This window comes from Alicyclobacillus herbarius DSM 13609, from assembly GCF_000430585.1.
Classification (GTDB): domain Bacteria; phylum Bacillota; class Bacilli; order Alicyclobacillales; family Alicyclobacillaceae; genus Alicyclobacillus_G; species Alicyclobacillus_G herbarius.
The window spans coordinates 22,920-41,390 of the sequence record NZ_AUMH01000018.1 but is presented as its reverse complement, the minus strand read 5'-3'; the positions used below and the strand labels follow the sequence as shown (position 1 = coordinate 41,390).

At 58.7% G+C, this 18,471-nt stretch carries 15 protein-coding genes; 10 read left to right on the top strand and 5 right to left on the bottom strand.

The features are described 5' to 3' along the window. Positions 1 to 50: 50 nt before the first annotated feature. A complete protein-coding gene (locus H522_RS20640) occupies positions 51 to 899 on the top strand; it encodes a glycerophosphodiester phosphodiesterase (protein WP_155836417.1) in 849 nt (282 codons plus the stop codon). Continuing rightward, positions 875 to 1,552 (top strand): MgtC/SapB family protein, encoded by a 678-nt coding sequence (locus H522_RS0112650; protein ID WP_026962605.1) that lies wholly within the window; start codon positions 875 to 877, stop codon positions 1,550 to 1,552. The genes H522_RS20640 and H522_RS0112650 overlap by 25 nt, the downstream gene beginning before the upstream one ends. Here the strand turns inward: H522_RS0112650 and H522_RS0112645 are convergent. The 4 genes from H522_RS0112645 to H522_RS19265 are packed head-to-tail and all read right to left on the bottom strand — an operon-like array spanning position 1,506 to position 5,155. Then, positions 1,506 to 2,192, bottom strand: coding sequence for a LutC/YkgG family protein (locus H522_RS0112645; protein WP_026962604.1), 687 nt, complete (start codon positions 2,190 to 2,192; stop codon positions 1,506 to 1,508). The genes H522_RS0112650 and H522_RS0112645 overlap by 47 nt on opposite strands. 1 nt (position 2,193) lies before the next feature. Then, on the bottom strand, positions 2,194 to 3,681 hold the full coding sequence (locus tag H522_RS19270) for a LutB/LldF family L-lactate oxidation iron-sulfur protein (protein ID WP_081412116.1): 1,488 nt from the start codon (positions 3,679 to 3,681) through the stop codon (positions 2,194 to 2,196). Continuing rightward, positions 3,678 to 4,427, bottom strand: coding sequence for a (Fe-S)-binding protein (locus H522_RS0112635; protein WP_026962603.1), 750 nt, complete (start codon positions 4,425 to 4,427; stop codon positions 3,678 to 3,680). Before H522_RS0112635 ends, H522_RS19270 begins: the two co-directional genes overlap by 4 nt. Next, positions 4,424 to 5,155: a FadR/GntR family transcriptional regulator gene (locus tag H522_RS19265; RefSeq protein WP_051344239.1), complete on the bottom strand. Its 732-nt coding sequence runs from the start codon at positions 5,153 to 5,155 to the stop codon at positions 4,424 to 4,426. Before H522_RS19265 ends, H522_RS0112635 begins: the two co-directional genes overlap by 4 nt. Before the next feature lie 492 nt (positions 5,156 to 5,647). Here H522_RS19265 and H522_RS19260 point away from each other — a divergent pair, with 492 nt between their 5' ends. Then, a complete protein-coding gene (locus H522_RS19260; RefSeq protein WP_051344238.1) occupies positions 5,648 to 7,303 on the top strand; it encodes a long-chain fatty acid--CoA ligase in 1,656 nt (551 codons plus the stop codon). A gap of 220 nt (positions 7,304 to 7,523) precedes the next feature. On the opposite strand, the gene H522_RS0112620 is transcribed toward H522_RS19260, so the two are convergent. Then, complete coding sequence (locus H522_RS0112620) at positions 7,524 to 8,546, bottom strand: NADH:flavin oxidoreductase/NADH oxidase (protein ID WP_026962602.1); 1,023 nt, start codon at positions 8,544 to 8,546, stop codon at positions 7,524 to 7,526. 360 nt (positions 8,547 to 8,906) lie between these two features. Here H522_RS0112620 and H522_RS0112615 point away from each other — a divergent pair, with 360 nt between their 5' ends. The 7 genes from H522_RS0112615 to H522_RS0112585 all read left to right on the top strand — a co-directional run bounded on the left by H522_RS0112615 (position 8,907) and on the right by H522_RS0112585 (position 18,450). After that, complete coding sequence (locus H522_RS0112615) at positions 8,907 to 11,567, top strand: alpha-L-rhamnosidase (protein ID WP_026962601.1); 2,661 nt, start codon at positions 8,907 to 8,909, stop codon at positions 11,565 to 11,567. 38 nt (positions 11,568 to 11,605) lie between these two features. Continuing rightward, positions 11,606 to 12,958 carry an MFS transporter gene (locus H522_RS19255; protein WP_051344237.1) on the top strand — a complete coding sequence of 451 codons (1,353 nt, stop codon included), beginning with the start codon at positions 11,606 to 11,608 and terminating at the stop codon, positions 12,956 to 12,958. 57 nt (positions 12,959 to 13,015) lie between these two features. After that, positions 13,016 to 14,242, top strand: a complete 1,227-nt coding sequence (locus H522_RS0112605; protein WP_026962600.1) for an MFS transporter — start codon at positions 13,016 to 13,018, stop codon at positions 14,240 to 14,242. Positions 14,243 to 14,299: 57 nt separating this feature from the next. After that, complete coding sequence (locus tag H522_RS0112600; RefSeq protein ID WP_026962599.1) at positions 14,300 to 15,115, top strand: AraC family transcriptional regulator; 816 nt, start codon at positions 14,300 to 14,302, stop codon at positions 15,113 to 15,115. Positions 15,116 to 15,273: 158 nt separating this feature from the next. Beyond that, the gene (locus H522_RS0112595) at positions 15,274 to 16,443 is read left to right on the top strand and encodes a Gfo/Idh/MocA family protein (RefSeq protein ID WP_026962598.1); all 1,170 of its coding nucleotides are present in this window, start codon (positions 15,274 to 15,276) and stop codon (positions 16,441 to 16,443) included. Positions 16,444 to 16,480: 37 nt separating this feature from the next. Next, the gene (locus tag H522_RS19250; protein WP_035453812.1) at positions 16,481 to 17,659 is read left to right on the top strand and encodes a dihydrodipicolinate synthase family protein; all 1,179 of its coding nucleotides are present in this window, start codon (positions 16,481 to 16,483) and stop codon (positions 17,657 to 17,659) included. An 11-nt stretch (positions 17,660 to 17,670) separates the two neighbouring features. Continuing rightward, a complete protein-coding gene (locus H522_RS0112585) occupies positions 17,671 to 18,450 on the top strand; it encodes a sugar phosphate isomerase/epimerase family protein (RefSeq protein WP_211230682.1) in 780 nt (259 codons plus the stop codon). Positions 18,451 to 18,471: the final 21 nt, after the last annotated feature.

Genomic DNA, 18,471 nt, shown 5'->3' with positions numbered 1-18,471 from the left:
GAAGTGACCGGGACCCGCCAGCAAACTGTAACGGGAGTGACAACTTGTTCATGACACAGCCGCAGATCCAGGCGCACCGCGGATGGAGCGGGCGCTACCCAGAGAACACGTGCCTAGCGTACCAGCGGGCACTGGATCTGCCCATCGAGGGCATCGAGTTAGACGTCCAGTTGTCGGCAGATGGGGTGCCGGTGGTGATTCACGATGCCACAGTCGATCGCACCACGGATGCCCGCGGCCGCGTGTCTCAACTGACCGCTGAAGCGTTGGCGCGCTGCAACGCAGCGATTCGGTTTTCATCCGCTCGTCCATCCGCACGAGAAATCGAATCGGACGATACCCGCCAGGCCGAGGAGTACGGCCTGGCGTTTCAGCCCATACCTACTCTGGAACAGGCTTTGCAAACCATCTGGACGGCGCGTCCAGATGCTGTGGTCAACATCGAATTGAAGGTCTACACCGGAGATGGCCACCACCTCGTGGGGACCGTCGTGCCCCAGGTCTGGGCGCTGGTGGACCAATGCGGCGTGTCGCGCAGACAGGTCCATTTTTCCTCGTTCCGCCACGGCTGCTTGGCCCATCTCAAACGCGTGTTTCCCGATGCGCGCATCGGGCTTCTGTACGACCGACGGGTGACCGAGCCCTGGCGCGAGGCCCTGGAACTTGCGGCTGAGTCGATCAATCTGCGCCACCGCTGGATTACGGCGGATTTGATTCAGGCTTGCCATGCGGAGGGTGTCCAGGTGGCGGCCTGGACGGTGGACGATCCCGCCCGCATCGCGGAACTGTTTCGCGCCGGCGTCGACGTACTGATTTCCAACCACCCGGATGTGGCCGAACGGGTGCGCAGACAGTGGCAAAAGGGGGGCGACCCGTGGGCGTCATCCTCATCAAGCTAGGCTTATCCGCCCTGTGCGGCATCGTCCTTGGGCTGGAGCGGGAAATCAAGCACAAGCCATTGGGCCTGAAAACTTGCCTCGTCATTTCCGTCGCCAGTTGTCTTCTGACCATCGTCTCCATCGAGTCGGCCCTGAATGACTGGGGAGGCTCTCAATTGGTTCGTGCGGATCCGATGCGCCTGGCGGCACAGATTGTCAGTGGCATCGGTTTCCTCGGCGCTGGGGTCATCCTCCGCCGCAGCAATGAAGTCATCTCCGGGTTGACCACCGCCGCCATCGTCTGGGCCGCCTCAGGGCTCGGCATCGCCATCGGAGCCGGTTACTACACAGAGTCGCTGATTGGCCTCGCGCTCATCATCATCAGCGTCGAGGTGATTCCGATCATCGTGAAGCGGGTGGGGCCGCGAGCCCTGCGTGAGGACGAGGTGCACGTCACGGTGGTGGTCGGGCAGGAAGCAGAGATTGAGCCGGTGGTGCGGGCGATTGAGGATTTAGGCATGCACGTCGAAAACCTGCGTGTCCGGGGACTAGAGAACGGCCACGAGGTGTTTCTCACCTGCGCGGCCGCTCTCGGTTACGACGAGATCCCCGCGGCCTACCGAAAAGTCATCTCGCTGCCGGATGTCCGCTACGCGGAGATTGAGGTGCTTTAAGAATCAGGGCGTAGACGGCCGCCGGACCGTGCACCCCGATGCTCAGGTCGTTTTCGATGTCCGAAGAGCGGCTCGGTCCACTGACAAAGTGCAGCGCCGAAGGTACCCTGTCTCCAGACTTCGGCAAGGCCTCGCCGAGCCGAGTGACTACCTGGTTCGCGTGAACCAACGCAATGTGCACCGTGGGCATGAGGTGGACGGATCGACCGCGCCATGGGTCGGCCGCCATTACCAGGGTACCGGTATCGGCGATGGCCGCTGCACAGCCGGTGATGCCCACCTCTGTGTCGGCGAATGCCTCAGCCGGCGCCTCTCCCCAGCGAACGACCGGGTAGGAGGACAGGACCTCCTCCAGCTGAAACTGCTGCAACGTGTCCCCGCCCCAGGCGCCGATTTGCCGGGGCGCCAATTCGGCCAGCAACCCGGCCAACGTCTCGTGCAGGTCCGCCAAAGTCTCACAGACCATCGCCTGCCCGGCTTGCTGGGCGAATTGCTCGACAAAGCGGGCAACCCGTTGGTCCAACGGCAGCTCCTGCGCTTGCCAAAAGTCGGGCGACCCGGGAGTATACGGCGCTACCGGTGCATCGTGCGCGCGGCCCAGTCGCTCTCGGATGCGGTTCAGAAACGCTTGCTCTTCCATCTTAGGGTTGGCCCTCCTTACTGGCGGCCGTCTCGCGAGCGTCTGGGGTCCCCGTAGTCGGTGTGTCTGCGAGTCGGCCCTGAGCCAGTTCTTGTTGTAGTTTTGGCCAGTGTTCACGAAACGACCGTTTGGCCAATGCGGGGGCGCGGCGTGCCTCTGTCCAGCCGCGCAGCGGTCCAATGCGGGCGTCGATGCCGCCGCCACGCGCCAGCAGCACCTGTCCCAAGCGGCCGCCACGAATCACCGCGCGGTAACGACGCGAGTTGGCGAACACAAAACGGAACGCGCGAAACGCCCCGCGTTCGCCGGCCTTGTTGTACCCCTCACGCACGTTTCGCTGTCGCAGTTTGACCAGCATGTCGTGCAGCGGAATTTGCACCGGACAGGCCTCATAGCAGGCGCCGCAGAGACTTGACGCGTACGGAAGGTCGGCGTATTCCGGGCCGGGATTGAGCAGGGGGGTGAGCACCGCCCCGACCGGGCCTGGATAGACCGATCCGTACGCATGGCCACCGATTTGCCGGTAGACGGGGCACACGTTTAAGCAGGCGCCGCAGCGGATGCAGTGAAGAATCGGTTGGAAATCGGGATCGCCCAATTGGCGGGATCGCCCGTTGTCGAGAATGACCACGTGCAGATCGCGGGCTCCGTCCTGCTCATCGGCGCGTGCGGGACCGGTAAAACAGGACATGTAGGTAATCACGTTTTGGCCGGTCGCGCTCTTTGGCAGCAAATGGGAGAAAACTTCCAGATCGGCAAAGGTCGGGAGAATCCGTTCCATGCCCATGATGACCACGTGCGTGCGCGGCAGATTGGCCACCATGTCCGCGTTGCCCTCGTTGGTAAACAGCACCACGGTGCCCGATTCGGCAATCCCGAAGTTGCAGCCAGTGATGCCGATGTCGGCCGTTTGAAACATTTTCCGTAAGGTCTGACGGGCAAATCCGGTCAGCGCTTTCGTGTCGGTGGTCAGGTTTTTTCCGCCGGCTTCGGTAAACAGGTCGCGGATTTGTTCCCGCGTCTTGTGAATCGAGGGAATGATGATGTGCGACGGGGTCTCTCCAGATAGCTGGATGATGTACTCACCCAGGTCCGTTTCCACCACGCGCACCCCGGCTTCCTCCAGGTGCCGGTTGAGGTGGATTTCTTCCGACACCATCGATTTCGACTTAACAACCAGCTTGGCCTGTTTCGCCTCGGCGATGCTCACGATGGCCTGGGCTGCCTCCGTGGCGTCGGCCGCGAAGTGAACGTGGCCCCCGGCTTTGCGGACATTGTCGGCAAACTGTTTCAGATAATAGTCCAGATGGGCGATGGTGTGGGCGCGGATGTCGCGGCCCCTGTCCCGCCATTCCTGCCAGTGGCCGAACGCCTCTGTCACATTCGCTTTGCGGGTGCGCAGCCTATCCGTCGTAAACTGCACCGCCTTTTGCAGCAACGGATTGTGCAGGGCGGTGTTGGCCCGTGCTTGAATCCCGGTTTGGCTCATCCGACGCTTTCCCTCCTTGCGTTTCGTAGCCCTTCATACAACACTTCCGCGAGGTGCATCACGCGCACACGCTGACCCTCGCGAGCCAGCCGACCGCCGATGTTCATCAGGCAGCCCATGTCCGTCCCCACCAGCACCTCGGCCTCCGTCGCCGTTATGTTCTTCACTTTGTCGCGCACCATAGCTGCCGACAATGCCCCCATCTTGACGGCAAAGGTACCGCCGAATCCACAGCAGTCGGACGCGTAGGGAAGGGGGACCAGTTCCAGACCGTGCACGTGTGCGAGCAGTTGAAGCGGCTCCTCGCGCACTCCGAGTAGGCGCGAGGCGTGGCAAGACGGGTGGTAGGTCGCTCGGGCTGAAAACTTGGCGCCGAGGTCTGTGACACCCAGGACGCGAACGACAAACTGCGAGAATTCATACGTTTTTTCGGCCAGGGCCTCGGCCTCCGCACGGCGCCCCGCATCGTCCGCAAACAAATCGGGATAGTAGTGGTGAATCATTCCACAGCACGATCCGGACGGCGACACGACATACTCGTAAGAGCGAAACGCGTCGAGCAGGGTCCGGGCGACGACGCGGGCTTCCTCCGCGTAGCCGCTGTTGAACGCGGGCTGACCGCAGCAGGTCTGCGCTTCTGGGAACTCCACCTGGACGCCCAAGTGGTGCAGAACTCGGACCATGGCTTCGGCGACCTGCGGGTACAGGCTATCGGCCAAACACGTGACAAACAAGGCGACCTTCATGGCGATCCCTCCTTCGATTCGAGACGGTCCAGACGCAGTTGGTGCTCCACATACAACAGGTGTTCCTGCATCGCGCGCTCGGCCCGCTCCCCGTCGGCGCTTGCGATGGCGGCCGCGATGGACCGGTGTTGCTGGAGCAGGGTCTGCGCCTCTCCTGCGCGTTCGAACAAGCGCTTTCGGCTCTGATACAGCTGCGCCTGTACCTTTTCGGCGATGGTGTCAAGCAGTGCGGGAAACAGAGGGTTTCCTGATGCGGCCGCAACAGCCCGATGGAACGCCCAATCCGCCGTCTCCCCTAGCGATTCGTTGGCGATGTCTGCTTCCATTTGAGTCAGCGCGGAGCGCAAAGCCTCCAGATCGGTTTCACGCCGTCGCAGGGCCGCCAAGTGGGCAGCTCCCCCTTCGATCACTCGCCGCAGTTCTAACAGGTGCTGCATTTCCTGTCCCGTCAGCACCCCAATCGCCGTCGCTTGTCGGGCCAGGGCGTCGGCGTCAAAGCGGGTTACAAAGGTTCCTTCGCCCTGACGGATACTGACCAGGTGCATGGCTCTCAGGGCGGCGAGGGCCTCCCGGATTGCCGCCTGGCCCACCGAAAACTGCTGGCTCAGGTCGCGCACCGAGGGGAGTCGGCTGCCAGGGGGAAAGACGCCTTGCAGGATGGCCTCTTTTAGTCGCTGCGTCACCGCTTCCGTGGTTGTAGTCGTACGAATCGGCTCCAGGGATGGCAAGCGCTTACCTCCTCTGCTCATAAAATCACCAAGTCATTCGATCACCGTACGTCTATATCTTACCATGTAAATAAATCGATTGAAAAGTAGATGTTCTCCGCAAACCGATTGGAAGTGCTTTCATTGCTGCGGAGCAAGGTGTATGATAGGAACATCGGTAGGTGTTGAGTATTTGAACAACGGATGAAAGCGTTATCGCTTTGAGGTGCGTTGTGCCCCTGGAGACAGGCCGGTGAGGGACGAGCGGATCGCAAGGTGAAGGACTACCCTGTCCGAACCGACCGTTTGGTAGAAGGACAGCCGTAGGCGATCCGAGAATCCTGCCTGCGTACCGCGCAGCTCCGAAAGGGCCGGGTTTTGGGTCTTTTCGCCCATTCAGTTGGATAGGTTTTGGCGTACGGGAATTCAACCACGTTCACCGTGGCACGTTGTTGCCAGTGAGCACTGAGTCGGGATGAACGTGGTTCAGTTAAAGGGGGAAGCCAGTTCGCGATGATGAACTATCCGCTCCTACTCCGCTCTGTGTTGTACCGTGCGGTCACTGTCTTTCCAGAGAAGGAGGTTGTCTCCCGGGATTACTCGCAGGTGATGCGCTACACCTACGCGGACATGCACCGGCGGGTGTGCCAGCTGGCACACGCTCTGGAAGATTTGGGCGTGCAACCTGGAGAACATGTGGCGTCGTTTGCCTGGAACCACCACCGCCATCTCGAACTCTACTTTGCCGTTCCGTGTTCGAAACGCGTATTGCACACCGTCAACATCCGGCTGTTTCGGGATCAGATTTTGTATACCATCAACCACGCGGAAGACAAAGTGCTGTTTGTCGACGAAGACCTTGTTCCTCTCATTGAATCCATCGCCCCACAGCTGAACACTGTTCAACACTACGTCGTGATGAGCGATAAACGCGGCACCCCAAAGACCCAGCTTCCTGGTGCCGTCTTTTACGAAGACCTCATCGCGGGTCAGCCGGACAGCTATGAATTCCCGGAGTTCGATGAATGGACCCCGGCCATCCTGGGCTATACCTCGGCCACCACGGGGAACCCGAAAGGAGTCGTCTACAGTCACCGCGGACTCTATCTACACTGCTTGACCAACTTGGTAGGCGAACTAGGGACGCGGGAATACGACGTCACGATGCCCATCGTCCCGATGTTCCATGTCAACGCGTGGGGACGACCCTATACGGATACGTGGATTGGCGCTAAGCAGGTGTATCCGGGCAGTCGGCCCACCGCCGCCGATCTGTGCGAACTGATTCATCGCGAGCGCGTCACCTTTGCGGTGGGGGTTCCGACCATCTGGATGGGCGTGCTGCAGCAAATCCGTGCGAATCCCGGCAAGTACGACTTCAGCAGCATTCGTTTCCTCATGTCCGGCGGGGCCGCCTTGCCGGCTTCGCTCACGCAAGCGTTCGAAAAGGAACTCGGTGTGCGTCTCTGGCAGGGCTACGGACAGACGGAGACCACGCCGGTGACGTTCGTCAACGAACCGAAAACCTCGCTTTCCCATCTTTCTGAAGAGGAAAAGCTGAAGCTGCGGACGAAGACTGGACTGATTGTACCGGGACTGGAGATGCGCATCGTCGGCGAGGATGGACGCGAAGTCGCCCATGACGGAAAACAGATGGGTGAATTGTGGCTGCGTGGTCCGTGGGTGTTGGCCGAGTATTACAAAGACCCCGAGCAGACACGAAACGCGTTCGTGGACGGGTGGTTTCGGACCGGAGACATTGCCACCCTCGATGAACATGGTTATCTGCAGGTGGTCGACCGCACGAAAGACCTCATCAAGAGCGGGGGCGAATGGATTTCCTCGGTAGATTTAGAAAACGCTATCATGGCTCATCCGCAGGTCGACGAGGCGGCGGTTATTGGCATCCCCGACGAGAAGTGGCAAGAACGCCCCTTGGCTTGTGTCGTGGTGCACAAAGGTGCCGAGGGCAAGCTCAGCAAACACGACATTCTTGCGTTCTTGCAGGGGAAAGTCGCTAAGTGGTGGCTGCCTGACGAAGTAGTGTTTGTCGACGAGATTCCCAAGACAAGCGTGGGCAAGTTTTCGAAAAAGACCCTTCGCCAGTGGTATCAGGAAGGGCGGTTAGGGGGCTCCGGATCGTCCCAAGCTCAGGAAACGGGCGCGTAAATCATAGGACAGGGTGTCGGATCGCCGCCAAGTCGATACGACGCGTCCCGGATAAAAGACGGGCTGTCCCAAGTGAATGCTGTTGCAAACGGGACAGCCTTTTTGACGTGGTCAATGCGGACGCGCACTCACGCCTCGCAATCCTAGCGCAACGCAATCGTCAGGCCCGCGGCATAACCTGTTGCCTAGGCCGCGGGTTGCTCGTATACGAATTCCCGGATTAGAAGGCGCGTGCGTACTGCTTCGGCACCTGCGGTTCCTGTTTCAGGGCGAGCGCCGCGTGTATGGGCCAGTACGGATCGCGCAGGAAACCGCGGGCAATGGCGACCAAATCGGCATCCCCGTTGGCCACCACCGATTCAGCCAAAGACGGGTCTTCGAGGATTCCGACCGCGATGACGGGCGTCTCTAGCGCGGCTTTCACCGCGCGGGCAAACGGAACCTGATAGCCTGGGTAGTTGCCCGGCTTGCGCTGACCGGCCGGTCCTTCCCCGCCGGAGCTGATGTGGAAGATGTCGACGCCCGCTTCTTTGTAGTGTTTCCCAATTTCAATGATATGGTCAATATCGTATCCGCCATCCACATACTCCACCGCAGACACGCGCATCAGCAGCGGCATCGAGGAGGGCATTTCGCTTTTGACCGCCTGAATCACTTCCACGCCAAAGCGGGCGAGGTCTTGACCGTACTCATCCTTGCGGTGATTCGTGTACGGAGAGTGGAACTGGTGAATCAGGTAGCCGTGCGCTCCGTGCAGTTCAATCGTGTCCACGCCGGCCGCTACCGCCCGTCGTGCCGCTTGGCGGAACTTTTCCACCATCTGTTTCACTTCATCTGTCGTCAACTCACGCGGGGTCTTATAGCGCGTCCCCTCAAACCGGATGGGCGATGGTGCCACCGGAACCGCTGCATCTTCCGCCTTGCGCCCAGCGTGCGCAATCTGAATTCCTACCTTCGCCCCGTGAGCATGGCAGGCATCAATGATGCGCTTGAACGCAGGGATATGGTCATCCGACCAGAGACCCAAATCGTAATCGGTGATCCGCCCATCCGGTTCAACATCGGTCATCTCGATAATGATGAGCGCTGCACCACCCACCGCACGGCTGGTGTAGTGGACAAAGTGCCAGTCGTTGGGCTTTCCATCCTTCGCCGTGACCGAGTATTGACACATCGGCGCCATGACGATGCGGTTTTTGAGTTCAAGACCCTTATAGGAAAACGGAGTAAACAGCTGTGCCATATGGATTCCTCCCTCAGCGCCGTACGGCCATACCTAGACTTAAACAACGTTCCCATTCAGCCCGGTCGTCATTCAAGCTCTTGCACACGGCGCAGACGCTATCTGTCAACACACACTATCTTATGGTAAGTCGGGGAGGGGATCAAATCTTCTCGTGCATGTTGTCTGACGGCACAAGGCATAAGAGTCTCAGACACACAAACAAACATTAAAAACGAACAAAACAAATAACAAGGTAGACTAAAATCAATAAAGCATTTATAATCATACCATGTAAGCGGTATCTATCGATGTGTTTGGTTTGAATAAGTTTTGATTTTGTTGTATTTTGTGCGTGTATCTTTTGGGGAGGGATTTATATTGTCAGGGTTGGAAGTCTACGCGATTCGTACGGACTACAAAACAAGTCCCATTGGCATCGACTCCCATTGTCCCAGGTTTAGTTGGAAATCGCGGTCTGAGCGACGTCATACGCTACAGGACGCCTATCAGATTCAGGTTTCTTTAAACGATCCATTGTTCGAACATTTAGTCTGGGACTCGGGACGGGTGGTTTCGGACCAGTCGCTTCACGTTCCGTATGCGGGGGAGCCTCTCGCATCTTCAACCAGATACTTTGTACGCGTCCGGGTATGGGACAACGAAGGTAATCGGTCGAACTGGAGTGACACCGCCTTTTTTGAAACGGGTCTGCTCAACAGCGATGAGTGGAGAGCTGATTGGATTACCCCCGAATTTGAGACGGCTGACGTGGACGTTTGTCCGTTGTTGCGGAAAGCGTTCGCCGTTCACGGAGAGGTCGTTAAGGCAACCATTTATGCAACGAGCTTGGGTCTATATGAACTCTACGTAAATGGGCAGCGGGTAGGGGACCTTCGCTTCACGCCGGGATGGACCAGTTATCACAAGCGGATTCAGTATCAGACCTATGACGTGACTCATCTTCTGGCGGGTGGAACGAATGTGTTGGGGGCGTACCTTGGGAATGGTTGGTACAGGGGCCGATTGGGGTGGAAGGGGAAACGAAATATCTACGGCGAACAGCGAGCCCTCCTAGTGCAGTTGCGGGTTTGTTATGCGGACGGTCGAGTCGAGTGGGTATGCTCGGACGAGACCTGGAAAGCCCGGCAAAGCCCGATTCTCATCTCGGAGATTTATGACGGAGAAGTGTTTGATGCGCGTTTAGACGACACGAGTTGGGCCCATCCCGAATACGATGACACAGCTTGGTCGTCCGTTCGCTGCTTGCCCCTTGATAAATCGATGTTGATTGCCCAGGAGAACCTCCCGACACGCATCGTGGAAACCATTCAACCCTCTCGTGTCCTAAAGACCCCGCGCGGGGAGACGGTGCTGGACATGGGGCAAAACATGGTCGGGTGGGTGCGCTTTACCGTTACCGCGCCGCGCGGAACGGAGATCGTCCTGGAACATGCGGAGGTCCTCGACAAGGAAGGCAACTTCTACACGGGAAACCTCAGAACTGCCAAGCAGACGATTCGCTACATTTGCCGTGGAGGTGCAGCGGAATCGTTTGAACCCCACTTTACCTTCCAGGGTTTTCGCTATGTTCGCATCTCCGGTTGGCCGGGAGAAGTCGACCCGAAAGACTTTGTCGGGTGCGTGATTCATACGGATCTCGAGCGGACCGGGACGTTCGAGTGCTCAAATCCCCTCGTGAATCAGCTGCAACACAACATTCTCTGGGGCCAAAAGGGCAATTTTGTCGACGTTCCGACGGACTGTCCCCAGCGCGACGAACGTCTGGGTTGGACCGGAGATGCGCAGGTATTCATCCGGACGGCCGCGTTCAACATGAACGTGGCACCCTTTTTCACAAAATGGCTGCGCGATTTGAAGACCGACCAATACCGAAACGGCGGCGTGCCGCCCGTGATTCCGAACGTGTTAGAAGATGAAGGGGCTCGTTCCTCGGCCGCATGGGCGGACGCTGCTGTGATTTGTCCATGGGTTCTGTATGAATGCTACGGGGACAAAAAGGTTCTGGAAGAGCAATACGAGAGTATGAAAGCGTTGGTCGAATACATGCGCCGCCAGGGGGAGAACGAATACCTGTTCAACACCGGATTTCATTTTGGCGACTGGCTCGGGTTGGACGCCAAGGAGGGGAGTTACAAGGGAGCCACCCCAGACGACTATGTTGCGACTTGCTTCTACGCGTACTCGACAAGCATCTTGGCGAAGACCGCGCGCGTCCTTGGCAAGGAGCATGAGGCGAAGCGGTACGAGAAGTTGTTTCAGAACATCGCGGAAGCTTTCCGTCGCGAGTACGTCACACCAAGTGGCAGGCTGGCGGTCCCCACGCAAACGGCGCACGTGTTGGCGCTCTGGTTTGGACTTCTAGAACCTGGACAGCGCCAGCGCTGTGCCGAGACCCTGGCCGCTCTGATTCAGGAAAACAACAACCACTTAACCACCGGGTTCGTCGGCACTCCGTATCTGTGTCACGCCCTAACCGAAAGCGGATACAACGATTTGGCGTACCGCCTGCTATTACAGACCGATTTTCCGTCATGGTTGTACGAGGTGGAACACGGGGCGACTACCATCTGGGAGCACTGGGACAGCATCAAACCGGATGGATCGTTCTGGAGTGACGACATGAATTCCTTCAATCACTACGCGTACGGGGCGATTGGAGACTGGATGTATCGGGTCATCGCGGGGATTAACACGGACATCGACGCGCCAGGGTACAAACACATCCACATTCGTCCGCGGCCGGAAAGGTATCTCGAGTATGCCAAGGGCTCACTCGAGACCATGTACGGCGAGGTCGTGTCGGCGTGGCGACGGACGACTGAGGGCTTGGAAGTCAACGTGTCGATACCGGCCAACACCACGGCGACTGTGGTCCTACCTTTCGCCAAGGCAGAAGCGGTATTGGAAGGTGAGCACCCGCTCGCCGATCAAGACGGAATCTTGCGTACGGTACAGACCCCGAATGGGGTTCAGGTTGAAGTGGGTTCCGGCAGCTATGTGTTTACCTATCCGTGCTGAACATCCACAGCAACAAACCACCAAGGGAGGGTTCATGGATGGGAAAAGCCACGAGTGTAGCGGCGTTGGAAGGGGATAAACCGACCCGGCGGCAGTGGAAGTGGACGGCTCTGGCCGCGATGGCCAACTATATTGACGCCGGGTCAATCGTCGCCGGTGCATCCGGTTTGGGCCTGTGGCAGACGTATTTTCACATGTCGAACTCCCTGGTTGGCCTATTGGGCGCAATCAGTTCCAACGCCATCTCGGCCGGTGTTGGGGCGCTTATCGGCGGCCGCATATGCGACAAGTTTGGGCGCAAGAAGATCTATTCATGGGACCTCTTAGTGTACGCGTTTGGCTTGTTGTGGATTATTTTCGCCATCAAGGCATGGATGATTGTGGTCGGGTACATCATTGTCGGCTTGGCGGTCGGCGCCGACGTGCCCGCCTCCTGGACGGTGATCGCGGAGCTGGCGCCGACCAAGTCCAGGGGCAAGCTGAGTGGGCTGGCGCAGGCGTTGTGGAATACCGGGCCGATGGTGTGTCTGCTGTTAGCCGCTGCCTTGTCCCCGCTCGGGGTGTTGGGCACTCGGCTCGTGTTTGTCCACCTGTTCATCATCGCGCTTGTCACTTGGATGATGCGGCGCGGCATGGCCGAATCCATTCGTTGGCAGCAAGCCAGTGGGACGCGGTCTGCAGCCGAGAGAAAGACGTCTGACTACGGGGGTCTGAGCAGGGATGGTTACAGGGCTCTATTTACGGAACGGCACATCGGAGCCCTGGTCTTTTTGATCAGCATGTATGGGTTGTGGAATCTTAACGCAGGAACGCAAGGTTTCTTCTCTCCCTACATCTTGCAGACGGTAGGGGGCGAGAGCCATGCGATGAGCCTGATCATGGGGTGTCTCGGTTTTGCCCTAGGCGTCTTGGGCAACCTGTTCATCTTCATGCCGTTCATCGACCGCGTTAACCACAGGGTGTTCTTCGGCGTCAGTGCCCTCCTTCAGGTGTGTGGCATGGCATTGTTCGGAATGTTTCCCCTGACGATCTTCGTGGTCTTGTGCAATGTGGTCCTCGGCAGCCTGGCGGGTGGGTTTGGTCAGCAGGCGTTCTTTCAACTATGGTCCTCGGAACTTTTCCCCACGATGATTCGGAGCACGGCTCAGGGTGTCGCATTCGCCGTCATTCGCATTGGTTTAGGTTTCTGGAGTTTCTTCGTCCCGATTCTGACGGCTACCGGATTTCGGTCACTGGCTTGGATTCTCACGTCCTTCCTCGCCGCCAGCGCGCTGATTGGCATCATCTGGACTCCGCAGACGCGCGGGAAGACGCTGGAGGAGATTGAACGGGAGCGTTCCGGTGGATTGGTTGCGGCGGACGCCGGAGGGGTGTCCTTCCACAGTGAGTAACGCCATAGATATGAAGAAGAGACGGCCGGTAAAACCTGTTTGCGGGGAGGAGCGTTCATGAGAAGCCGTGGGGGACTGGTGTTAATCACTCTGCTCTGTGGTCTAGGGTACATGATGTATTCGGTTGACCGGATGGTCATGTCTTCTTCCGTCGGGCTCATCGCGAAACAGTTTGACCTCTCCAAAGGTACATCTGGGCTTTTGTTAAGTTCCTTCTTTTATGGTTTCGTGGTCCTGCTGTTTGTTGGTGGAGTCCTGTCCGATAAATTCACCGGTAAGCTCGTCCTTGTCTGCGGCTTGACGCTGTTCTCGTTGGCGACCGGGGCTACCGGACTGGCCACAGGTTTGACCACCATGCTGATCTACCGTATCGTGACCGGCCTTGGCGAAGGGCTGTTCTGGCCTGCCGCGTCCCAGGAAATCGCGCTGGTCACGACCCCGCAAGAGCGCACAACCGTCATGTCCATCTATTGGGCTGGCTACCCGATTGGCGGCTTCTTTGGAACATGGCTGGGGGCCGTCGTAGGGTCCCGGTACGGTTGGCGCCCGGTCTTTCTTGTGGCGATGCTGCTCGGGCTTGTGGTGTCGTTGCTCTATGCTGTGCTTGTCCGGTATCCGCGTGGGGACCGTGCCAAGTTGAATCTGACGGAGCAAGTCCCGCTCCGTGCGATGTTTCGTCGACCGGCCGTGGTCGTGTTCGGAATCTTTTATCTGTTACTGATGTCCGGTTGGTGGATTGTGCTGTTGTGGGCCCCCACGTTCTTGATGACGGTCAAGCATATGTCCCTCTCCGAGGGCGGCGTCATCGCCAGTCTGATGGGCCTCTCCGGGGCACTCGGGGGCGTCTTGATTGGCCGTTTCTGCGACCGCGGCACGATTGTTCGCCGGAAACAGGTACTGGTCTTCATCACACTCGCCACCGGTGTTCTGATGGCCCTCATGGTAGCGGCGTTGCCGGTTTGGCTGCTGGTTATCGTGGTCTTGCTGCTTGGTTTTTTCGGCTACCCTATCACCCCGGTGATTCTCACGCTGACGTCGCAGGTTGTTCCGAATCGGGTGGCTGGCTCCGCGATAGGCCTGGTCATGAATGTCGGAATGTTGGCGGGCGCAATCACGCCGGCCTTGGCGGGCTTCCTTCAAGAGCACATGGCGATGACCCACGTCTGGATGTTGGCCGCATTGGTGCAGCTGGTCAGCTGTATCGCCCTGTTGTTCACCGGTCGCCTGCAGGCAGCAGGTGTACTCAAACAACGTGGAGAATCGGTTAGCACCAGCTTGTCCTAAGAGGGTGTTTCCTTTGTCTAGGACACGCTCGGAAATCTGGTGCGCGAGGGATAGAGGTTGTCATTCCAGGAGATTGAGTTACCGCCGAACCGCGTTTTGATCTATGAAAGTACACACCATCCGGGAGACCGTGTGCCTAGCCACTATCACGAGATACCGCAAATCTTATACGTCTTGGGCGGGCACGGCGCGATCTCTTTGCAGGGTCGGACGTATGAGGTATCGCGGGATCAGATGGTCTACATTTGTCCGAACGCGGAACACTCCGTGCACGCCTACTCCCGCATGACAGTACTCGTACTCGCGTTTGGAGATGTGTTGGAAACCTGGCCAGCCGGTCGGGAGTTGATGGCCCACACATTGACGCGCCCCACCTACCAAATTGTCGATCCGCTGGCGGTCAGCGAAGTGCGCGACCTGTTCCGGAAAATCCTCTACGAGCAGACGAACCCAGGGCCTTACTCCGACCTGGCGGTATGCGGGTACCTGTTGAATGTGTTGGTCACGGTGGCGCGCGGTCGGACGATGGAGGGTCCGCCCGACCTCAACACGCACCGCGCCCATGTCTTGCGCGACTATATGGAATCTCACTATTTTGAGGGGATCTCCCCCGCAGACTTGGCAGGGATACTCAAGCTGACCCCGCGCCACATGAATGAGGTCTTCAAGCAAAAGTTTCACTGTACCCCGATGCAATACCTGACCGAAGTCCGGATACGTCGAGCGAAGGAGCTGCTCATGGAGACAGAAAAAGAGGTCGTCTCCATCTGTTTTGAGGTGGGGTTCGAAACCTTATCCACGTTCTACCGTGCCTTTAAGTCTAAGGTGGGCATGTCGCCGCAACAGTTCCGGAAGATGCACGGCAAGGTATGACATTCGTTCATTGGGACCTCTGTTTGATTCCTCGTGTTTCTCTTTGTTTTGCTTCCGTTTTTGCAAAATCGTTCTTTCATTCATAAGACGGACTGGGTCAACCGTGGTACGGTGAATGCGTACACGTGCAAGGATGGTCCGGATAGGAGGCGAGCTTCATGAAAAAGATCGGCATTGTGATGAACGGGGTCACGGGACGTATGGGAACCCGTCAGCACTTGGAGAGGTCCATCGTGGCGATTCGAGCCCAGGGGGGAATCCCCCTTCCTGGCGGAGAGACCTTGATGCCAGACCCGATTTTGGTTGGAAGAAACGAGCACAAGCTCCGCGCGCTCGCAGAACGGTACGGGATCGAGCGGTGGACTACGGACCTGGAGAGTTGTTTGCGAGACCCGTATAACGAGATTTACTTTGACGCCCAGACCACGCAGTTGCGCGCCCAGGGAGTGCGTGCCGCGATAGCGGCGGGGAAACACATTTACTGCGAGAAGCCGACCGGGGTGAACCTGCGGGAGGCTTTGGAACTCGCGGAGCTTGCCGAGAGGGCCGGGGTGAAACACGGGGTGGTCCAGGATAAGCTGTTCCTCCCTGGGCTATTAAAGCTCAAGGCGTTGATCGACACCGGTTTCTTTGGCCGCATCCTGTCCGTGCGCGGCGAGTTTGGGTACTGGGTCTTTGAAGGGGACTGGCAGGAAGGGCAACGCCCGTCTTGGAACTACCGCAAAGAGGATGGAGGCGGCATTATCGTCGACATGCTCTGCCACTGGCGGTATGTGCTGGACAACCTGTTTGGTGACGTGAAAGCGGTGTCCTGCCTCGGTGCTACCCACATCCCGAAGCGCTGGGATGAACAGGGAGAGCCGTACGATGTGACCGCGGACGATGCTGCCTACACGACCTTCGAGCTCAAGAACGGGATTATCGTACACATCAACTCGTCTTGGTGCGTCCGTGTCAATCGCAAGGAACTGTTCGAACTGCAGGTGGACGGGACTGAGGGCAGCGCGGTGGCTGGGCTACGCGAGTGTAAGGTGCAGCATCGGTCATTCACTCCCAAGGCGATTTGGAACCCGGATTTGCCAGATAAGAACGATTACCAAGCGCAGTGGGTGCCGGTTCCCCAGCGTGAGGAACCGGACAACGCCTTCAAGGTGCAGTGGGACATGTTCCTCAAGCACGTGGCCATTGGCACGCCCTTCCGGTTCAATCTGTTCGAGGGTGCCAAGGGTGTCCAACTTGCGGAGTTGGCTCTGCAGTCCTGGCAGGAACGGCGTTGGGTGGACGTGCCGGCACTAGCGGAAGTCCGTGCCCTGATCGCGGAACGGTAAGAGGTTGTCCGGCACGCACAATAAAGGAGGGGAGTCTATGTTGGAGCTGCGCTTGCCTACAAGGGATGGCGGCTTGGAAACCTACCGGTTGCAAGGACAGCCTTTGCACATCGAGAAGAGACCCCCCGCGCGGTCTCGCGTGGCGTACGCCGCCGCCCACGTGGTGGCGGATCCCTGGCAAGATGTCGATCCGTCCTCAGCCTGCGCGGTGGATTGGGAGGCGACCATCGCCTACCGGCGCCACCTGTGGTCGCTGGGGCTCGCCGTAGCGGAGGCGATGGATACCGCGCAACGCGGGATGGGGCTCAATTGGGAGGCTTGCCAGGAACTAATCCGCCTATCCATCGCAGAGGCCAAGGCATGCGGCGGTCAAGTCGCGTGTGGCGCGGGAACCGACCACATCTCTGCGGGCCCGGGTGTGACTCTGGCCGACATCGAGCGAGCGTACCTGGAGCAGTGCGGGTTTATCGAAGGTTTGGGGGGACGCGTCATCCTCATGGCCAGTCGCGCTTTGGCGAAGGTCGCCCAGGGGCCTGAAGATTACGTCCGGGTGTACGGACGGGTTTTGGACGAGGTGTCGCAACCGGTCATTGTCCACTGGCTCGGGGATATGTTTGACCCGGCGCTGGAGAATTACTGGGGCCATAAGGACCCGTTGCGTGCCATGGATGTCTGTTTAGACGTCATCCACCGCCACGCCGACAAAATCGACGGGATCAAAATCTCGCTCTTGAATGCCAATCTGGAAATCCAGATGCGTCGCCAGCTTCCGGAAAATGTCCGCATGTACACCGGAGACGACTTTCATTACCCCGAGCTGATTTTGGGCCAGGGAGGGAGTTACAGCCATGCCCTGCTCGGCATCTTCGACGCCATCGCGCCGGCGGCGTCGGCCGCTTTATATGCGCTTGATGCGGGAGACGTCGAGGGTTACCAACGAATCCTGGCCCCGACCGTCCCTTTGAGCCGTCACATCTTCCGGGCGCCAACTCGCTTTTACAAGACGGGCGTGGTCTTTCTCTCCTACCTGAACGGATATCAGTCGCACTTTCGGATGGTTGGGGGCATGGAGAGTATGCGATCCGTCCCTCACCTGGCAGAACTGTTCCGGCTTGCTGATGTCGCCGGGCTACTTCGCGATCCGGAACTGGCTGTCCATCGGATGCAGCAGGTTCTCGCCGTGGCAGGGGTGGAATCGTGGACTGTAAGTATTTGAGCCTGAATCAGATGACGACGGAACGGTGGACCGTCCGCGAAGCGGTCGATGGTTGTGCGCGAGCGGGCATCGGCTGGATTGGTCTGTGGCGGCACAAAGTCGAGGACATGGGCGTGTCGGCCGCCGCGAAGGTGGTCAGGGACGCTGGGCTCTGTGTGTCCGGGCTCTGCCGCGGCGGGATGTTGCCTGCCGGTAGTCCGTCCGAACGGGCCCGGCGCATCGAGGACAACCGCCGCGCGATTGCGGACGCCGCAGAACTGGGAACGGATGTCTTGGTTTTGGTCTGTGGCCCGCCGGAGGACTGTACCTTAGATGACGCCCGGAAAATGGTCGAAGAGGGCATCGCCGAATTGATTCCGTACGCCCGCGATCACAGTGTCAAACTCGGGATTGAACCCCTGCACCCGATGTTTGCTGCCGACAGGTCCGTGATTTCCACGCTGGGGCAGGCGAATGACATCGTCGACAGGCTGCAATCCGACCAAGTCGGCGTGGTCATCGACGTCTACCACGTCTGGTGGGACCCCCGCTTATATGAAGAAATTCGCCGGGCCGCGGGCCACATCGTCGGCTTTCACGTCAACGACTGGCTCGCACCGGTGAAGGACGCGCTCATGTCCCGCGGGATGATGGGCGACGGGTGTATTGAGATTTCTCGAATACGACAAGCCGTGGAGGCCGCGGAATATCAGGGGCCGGTGGAGGTCGAAATCTTCAACCAAGTCATCTGGGACACGCCGGGAGACGAGGTGTTGGAGGTCATGAAACAACGCTTTGCGACCTTGGTTTAAAGAGGTTGTCCGGAAAGGGGT

Excerpts from the sequence above, each read along its gene's own strand:
- H522_RS20640 (WP_155836417.1), top strand. The coding sequence starts at position 51 with ATGACACAGCCGCAGATCCAGGCGCACCGCGGATGGAGCGGGCGCTAC.
- H522_RS0112645 (WP_026962604.1), bottom strand. The coding sequence starts at position 2,192 with ATGGAAGAGCAAGCGTTTCTGAACCGCATCCGAGAGCGACTGGGCCGC.
- H522_RS19270 (WP_081412116.1), bottom strand. The coding sequence starts at position 3,681 with ATGAGCCAAACCGGGATTCAAGCACGGGCCAACACCGCCCTGCACAAT.
- H522_RS0112635 (WP_026962603.1), bottom strand. The coding sequence starts at position 4,427 with ATGAAGGTCGCCTTGTTTGTCACGTGTTTGGCCGATAGCCTGTACCCG.
- H522_RS19260 (WP_051344238.1), top strand. The coding sequence starts at position 5,648 with ATGATGAACTATCCGCTCCTACTCCGCTCTGTGTTGTACCGTGCGGTC.
- H522_RS0112620 (WP_026962602.1), bottom strand. The coding sequence starts at position 8,546 with ATGGCACAGCTGTTTACTCCGTTTTCCTATAAGGGTCTTGAACTCAAA.
- H522_RS19255 (WP_051344237.1), top strand. The coding sequence starts at position 11,606 with ATGGGAAAAGCCACGAGTGTAGCGGCGTTGGAAGGGGATAAACCGACC.
- H522_RS0112605 (WP_026962600.1), top strand. The coding sequence starts at position 13,016 with ATGAGAAGCCGTGGGGGACTGGTGTTAATCACTCTGCTCTGTGGTCTA.
- H522_RS0112595 (WP_026962598.1), top strand. The coding sequence starts at position 15,274 with ATGAAAAAGATCGGCATTGTGATGAACGGGGTCACGGGACGTATGGGA.
- H522_RS19250 (WP_035453812.1), top strand. The coding sequence starts at position 16,481 with ATGTTGGAGCTGCGCTTGCCTACAAGGGATGGCGGCTTGGAAACCTAC.
- H522_RS0112585 (WP_211230682.1), top strand. The coding sequence starts at position 17,671 with ATGACGACGGAACGGTGGACCGTCCGCGAAGCGGTCGATGGTTGTGCG.